Here is a 6,189-nt window from a genome sequence, read left to right on the forward strand (position 1 = left end):
ATGGATGTCTGGTGATTTGTAGTCATAAATTTTAGTCCCCACTTGTTTTTAAGTGGGGACTAAATTAAGGCTTATAGGATGAATTCATAAGGTGTGTTCAGCGGACGCTTACGATAAATTGCTGTTTTTTGTGTCTAAATATTGATTTTAATAACGAAATAATAAAGAGTGAAAAGAAGAACAATATATAAGCTTAAATTATGAATACTTTTTTTAAAACGGTCCCTATCGCCCTTGTTCCAACACTTTTGGCTCTTCCATTCGGCGTGATAACTCAAGCCACTTACGCCACTGAAGAAACATCCGTTCAGGGTGAACAAGCTCATGCATCAGACTCGGCAAATCTATTAAGTTATATACCTAAATGGGTCGATGCTACACCCACTATACTTCCTGAACAATCTGATCAACCTATCGTTCCACCAACTTCAGAAACAGAAGATAGAACATGGATTGATCGCAAACAAAAAGATATTCGGAATTGGGCAGACCGAACTTCTGTCAAAATTGATGATTGGTTTGGAGATGTAGATCCAGAAAAGCCTGCTTCAGCTACCATTCGGGTCTTGGTTGATAATTATTGGAATAAATATGATCAGTATGAGGTTAAACCTCGTATACGCGGAAAAATCAAACTACCAACTTTAGAAAAAAGATTCAGTGTGGTTTTTGGTGATGACTCACTTGATGATGAGTTTGACAACAATGTTGCCAATACCAACACTCAACCGAATCAAGATCCTGATAAAAAATTTGATTCAAAACAAACTAGAGACAGTAATGGATCGATCGCATTACGTTGGTCAAATTTCTCCAAACGACTACCATTTGATACTGATGCAGATATCGGTATTCGCTCTGGTGATGATGTTTATTTACGTTTGAGAGCAAAAAAATATTGGGATTTAGATCATGACTTTAATTTCAATGCTGAACAAATCTATCGCTATGGAAGTAAAAGTGAAAACTATCTTCGAACAAATTTAGAACTGATTCACGCACGCCCCAATCAACCTTTTTTATCAAATCAACTCAGTTTGACCTATGCTGATACACAAGATGATGATCTACGATGGGACAACCGTACATTCCGCCAACATCAATTTTTTGCGCACAATAGTTTTAAGTACGGTATTTACACGGGTGGCTATTACGATAACAACGATTTACGTCTAAATAGTTGGGGACCTTTTGTATCTTGGCGACAACCTCTTTGGCGCGAATGGTTCTATGTACAAGGAGATCTCAATTATTTTAACGACCACCGTGAAGATCGAAGCCATTACATGAGTACATTTGTTCGCTTTGAAAGTTTATTTTGATGAAATTAACAGCGCTCTTGTGGATAACTTTAAGTTTATCCATAGCAAAAAACCTCTAATCACTTAGAGGTTTTTTGCTATCAGATGAGATAAAACTACTTCAATAGTAGGCTATTGATTCGTTTTACATATGCTGCTGGATCTTCAGGTAAACCACCCTCTGCAATAACAGCCTGATCAAAAATCACATTGGCTAAGTCATCAAATTGCTCAGAACTTTCTAACTTTTTCACCAGTGGATGTTCAGGGTTAATTTCAAGGGTAGGCTTAATCTCTGGAACTGCTTGTCCTGCTTGTTTAAGCATACGGACCAACTGAGGTGAAAGCTCACCCTCACTAGTGACTAAGCATGCTGGAGAATCCACCAAACGTGTAGTCACACGGACTTCTTTCGTTTTCTCTTTGAGTGAAGCACTCAAGCGATCAACGACAGGTTTAAACTGCTCAGCTGCCTCTTCAAGCGCTTTTTTCTCTTCAGCATCTTGTAAATCGCCTAAGTCAACAGCACCCTTTGAAACATTCTGTAATGGCGTACCATCGAACTCATGGACAAAATTCATCGCCCAATCATCAACACGATCTGCCATCAGCAATACTTCAATGCCTTTTTTCTTAAATACTTCAAGCTGAGGAGAGTTTTTAGCAGCACTCAAACTTTCAGCCGTCACATAATAAATAGCCTTCTGACCTTCTTTCATACGCGACTTGTAGTCAGCAAAAGACGTAACAACCTCATCATAAGTCGACGTTGCGTAACGCAATAATTTCAAAATGCGCTCACGATTACCAAAGTCTTCGCCTAGACCTTCTTTTAGTACAGATCCAAATTCCGCATAGAATTTTTTGAATTTCTCTTGATCTTTTTCATCTTCAGATTTAGCTAAACTATCTAATAAGGTTAATACACGACGTGCATTCCCTTCACGAATCGTTTTAACATCACGGCTTTCTTGCAATAACTCTCGGCTGACGTTCAATGGCAAATCAGCACTATCCACAACACCTTGTACAAATCGTAAATAATTTGGAATCAAATTATCTGCTTCATCCATGATGAAAACACGTTTCACATATAGCTTAATGCCAGCTTTTGCTTCACGGGTAAATAAATCTTGTTTCGCTTGACTTGGGATATACAACAATTGCGTATATTCAGTACTTCCCTCAACTCGGTTATGTGCCCAAGCCAATGGTTCTGCAAAGTCGTGACTTAAATTTTTGTAAAACTCGATGTACTGCTCTTCAGTAATTTCACTCTTGCTACGTGTCCATAATGCACTCGCAGAGTTAATCGCTTCCCATTCATCTGTTTTGACCATTTGACCACCTTTAGGCTCTTCGCCCTCAGCAGTCTCTTCCTCTTGCCAGACTTCTTTCTGCATTTCGATTGGCAAGCTAATATGGTCAGAATATTTATTAACGATTTGTTTTACTTTCCAAGATTCTAAATAATCCAGTGCATCATCACGTAGGTGCAAGATGATATCTGTACCGCGTGTTGCTTTATCAATGCTTTGAACCTCAAACTCACCGGTTCCACCACTAATCCAACGTACCGCTTCTGTTGAAGCTAAACCAGCACGACGAGATTCGACAGTGATTTTATCCGCAACAATAAAACCTGAATAAAAACCAACACCAAACTGACCGATCAATTGCGCATCAGCTTTCTGATCACCAGTCAGCTTAGACATAAAATCTTTTGTACCTGATTTTGCAATCGTACCTAAATTATCAATCGCTTCTTGTTGGCTTAGACCGATACCATTGTCTGAAATTGTAAGCGTTTTATTTTCTTTGTCTAAAGTCAGACGCACTCGTAAATTTGGATCATTTTCATAATATTCGGGATGATTAATTCCCTCAAAACGTAATTTATCACATGCATCTGATGCATTCGAAATGAGTTCACGTAAGAAAATTTCTGGGTTTGAATAGAGAGAATGCGTCACTAAATGCAATAACTGAGCAACTTCAGCTTGGAAACTATAATTTTGTGATGCTTGTTCACTCATAAATCACTCCTTATTTGTGAGGCTTATCAATTTGGAATGATCTATGAATGGTGTATAACTAAAATTTTTCAATCCTTAAAATGCAATTTTTTATCTAAATCACTCAAATTTACGTGAGCTAAAAAGGTCCCTGACTCAACACGCGATCTTGTAGGATACGATCAAGTTGTTGTTGTCTTAGTAAATATGCTTTTCTCAAACATAATGTTTTCGCACCACAACGATTACGCTGTTTCAACCATTGAAACTGCTTATCTTTTTCAGCATCACGCCCTCCCATTGGAAGAGCATGCAAGATAATTTGATAAGTTGTTGCCAACTTTACATCGGCATCATTTAATTCTCGTTGATTACAAATCTGATGTTCAACCGTTGATTTTGCTTGATGGCATGGAAAACTAGCAGCTTTCACAGATGACATAAATAATGGAAACAAAATAAACCCAATACACCCTAATTTAAATTTCATATCAAATCACACATAAATATAGTGAATTCTATTTATCATACGAGCAGTTTTTTTATTTTTATGTAGGTTTTTAATATAAAAAAAGCCCCACATAATGTGAGGCTTGCACAACTAGATGACTTAGAATTTATAGCTATAACCGAGGGTATAGACCATTGGATTCAAGTCTAATTTAAATTTAGTACCATCAACTAATTTAACTTTAGGGCTAATGTCTGCATAACGTGCATCAAAGTACACACCCCAGTTTTTCGCATCAGCAGGTTGGAAATTGAAACCTAACTGACCTGCAACACCGTATGCATTTTTTACGTCATCCGCCACGCCTTTTTCATGCCATGCAATAAATGCTGTACCACCGACACCAATATAAGGAGTGAAATGAGTTGAATTTTTAAAATTATATTTTGCTGTAATTGTTGGTGGTAATTGGCGCACACTTGCAACCTTTTCACCATTTAATAAAACATCGTGATTAATAGGATTAGCTAATAACACTTCAGCAGAAAACGGTGTATCACCAAAGAAATATTCAACTGACGGTGTAAATGCAAATTCATGATCACCTTTTACCGTAGCACCAGGTGCAAGCGTTGTATCTGCTGTTGGGTCAATTAAACTCGCACCCACTTTAATTTGAAAACCTCCTGCAAATGCAGTTGAAGATAACCCCAATAATGCGACCACTAAAACTTTCTTTAACATTTAAATAACCTCATTTAAAAAATTATGTTCTTGTCCAATATAATAAACACCAGTTCACATTATTATGCAATAGAGATAAAATCCGACTATTTTAATTATTTATCTAATCCATTGAATAACAAAAAAATATAATTGTTAAAATATGTAATGCGACTTTAATTCAAACCATTTAAGTCAAGATAAATACCTATAAAACCTAGCTATTTTGTCAGAATTAACCACTAATAAAGATAGATAAATTTATTTAAAAAATAGAATTTAATTTTACTTCAAAATAATAAAACCACAATTTTTAATATAAAGTCATTATTATTTAAATAGAATAAAAAAGAGACAAAAAATGTCACATGATTATTTTAAAATCAGATAACCAAGATATTAAATAAATAAAATACGTGATTTAATTCACAAAAAATAAGGCCCTTAATCAGGACCTTTATTTAGAAAGATTATTATAGAATCATGGCTGCAATCCAGCCAAAGATCAAAAGAGGAATATTAAAATGGATAAATGTTGGAACAACCGTATCCCAAATATGATCATGTTGACCGTCCACACCTAAACCAGCCGTTGGTCCCAGAGTTGAATCCGATGCTGGAGATCCTGCATCTCCCAAAGCCGCAGCTGTACCGATCAATGCAATCGTCGCCAATGGTGAAAACCCAAACTGCACACACAACGGTACATAAATAACAGCCAATACAGGCACACTCGAAAAAGACGATCCAATCCCTATCGTGACAAATAAGCCGATAAATAACATCAGAAATGCAGCTAATGCATGATTATCACCAATGATATTGACCACACCATTTACCAATTGATTAATATCGCCTGTATGCGTCATGACTGATGCAAATCCAGCAGCAGAAATCATGATAAAGCCTACCAATGCCATCATCCGCATGCCTTGCACAAAAACATCATCCGCATCTTGCCATTTAAAAATTCCAGAAGCGGATAGCACAGCAAATCCAACTAATCCACCTAGAATCATAGAACCAGAATACAGTTGTGCAACCAGAGTCAGCACAATTGCAAGCAAAGCCATAAACATGGTTTTCTTAGAAATTGTCGGTACATTTTCTGCTTCATGTCGAAGCTCTTCAGCATCGGCTTTGAGATCATGCTCAACTTGAGATGTTGTACGCAATGGTTTATCTAAATCAATAGTTTTTACCGTTGTGATTGTACGATCTACATATTCTCGTGGCTTACGGTAACTCACAAACACTGCCACAAGCGTACCAAGAACCATTCCTAAAACAGGAATAGCCATTCCAATCGGCATCATACTGCGTTCGACATGCAAACCATACGCTGCACCAATTTTGTTAATATTCCCCATCAAAATTTGTTCAAGGAAAATCGCACCAAAACCTACAGGCAGGAAAATATATGTTCCCACTAAACCAAGCGTTAACACACATGCTGCCGCACGACGATCCAATTTTAGATGGTTCATGACTTTCAGCAATGGAGGTACCAGTACAGGGATAAAAGCGATATGAACTGGGATTAAGTTTTGCGAAAAGATTGCTGCAATTAACAAAATAGTTAATAAAATAGGACTTACGCACTATCATTTATAGATTCTCTGTGGTAGCAGATGATTTTTATCGAGAATAAAGTCATCAATGAAGTCTTTGATGATTGGTCTAAATAAGTTCTTTTGCC

At 36.9% G+C, this 6,189-nt stretch carries 4 protein-coding genes and 1 pseudogene; 1 reads left to right on the top strand and 4 read right to left on the bottom strand.

Going from position 1 to position 6,189, the window contains the following annotated elements; all coding sequences use genetic code 11:
* The first annotated feature begins 200 nt into the window (after positions 1–200).
* The gene (locus ACSC97_RS17510; protein WP_436662218.1) at positions 201–1,322 is read left to right on the top strand and encodes a hypothetical protein; all 1,122 of its coding nucleotides are present in this window, start codon (positions 201–203) and stop codon (positions 1,320–1,322) included.
* 95 nt (positions 1,323–1,417) lie between these two features.
* Here the strand turns inward: ACSC97_RS17510 and htpG are convergent, their stop codons facing one another.
* From htpG to ACSC97_RS17530, 4 genes and pseudogenes are all read right to left on the bottom strand, one after another.
* Positions 1,418–3,337: a molecular chaperone HtpG gene (htpG, locus tag ACSC97_RS17515; protein WP_436662220.1), complete on the bottom strand. Its 1,920-nt coding sequence runs from the start codon at positions 3,335–3,337 to the stop codon at positions 1,418–1,420.
* A gap of 118 nt (positions 3,338–3,455) precedes the next feature.
* Entirely contained in the window at positions 3,456–3,806 is a 351-nt protein-coding gene (locus tag ACSC97_RS17520) for a lysozyme inhibitor LprI family protein (RefSeq protein WP_099949309.1), read from the bottom strand.
* Between the two features lie 120 nt (positions 3,807–3,926).
* Positions 3,927–4,511: an OmpW/AlkL family protein gene (locus tag ACSC97_RS17525; RefSeq protein ID WP_436662222.1), complete on the bottom strand. Its 585-nt coding sequence runs from the start codon at positions 4,509–4,511 to the stop codon at positions 3,927–3,929.
* A gap of 452 nt (positions 4,512–4,963) precedes the next feature.
* Positions 4,964–6,088 (bottom strand): annotated as a pseudogene (locus ACSC97_RS17530) (Na+/H+ antiporter family protein); the annotation flags it as partial.
* Positions 6,089–6,189: the final 101 nt, after the last annotated feature.

The sequence above is a fragment of the Acinetobacter sp. P1(2025) genome, from assembly GCF_051390655.1.
GTDB lineage: Bacteria > Pseudomonadota > Gammaproteobacteria > Pseudomonadales > Moraxellaceae > Acinetobacter > Acinetobacter junii.

Bases quoted from the DNA above. Each gene is read 5' to 3' on its own strand.
- ACSC97_RS17510 (WP_436662218.1), top strand. From the start codon at position 201: ATGAATACTTTTTTTAAAACGGTCCCTATCGCCCTTGTTCCAACACTT.
- htpG (WP_436662220.1), bottom strand. From the start codon at position 3,337: ATGAGTGAACAAGCATCACAAAATTATAGTTTCCAAGCTGAAGTTGCT.
- ACSC97_RS17520 (WP_099949309.1), bottom strand. From the start codon at position 3,806: ATGAAATTTAAATTAGGGTGTATTGGGTTTATTTTGTTTCCATTATTT.
- ACSC97_RS17525 (WP_436662222.1), bottom strand. From the start codon at position 4,511: ATGTTAAAGAAAGTTTTAGTGGTCGCATTATTGGGGTTATCTTCAACT.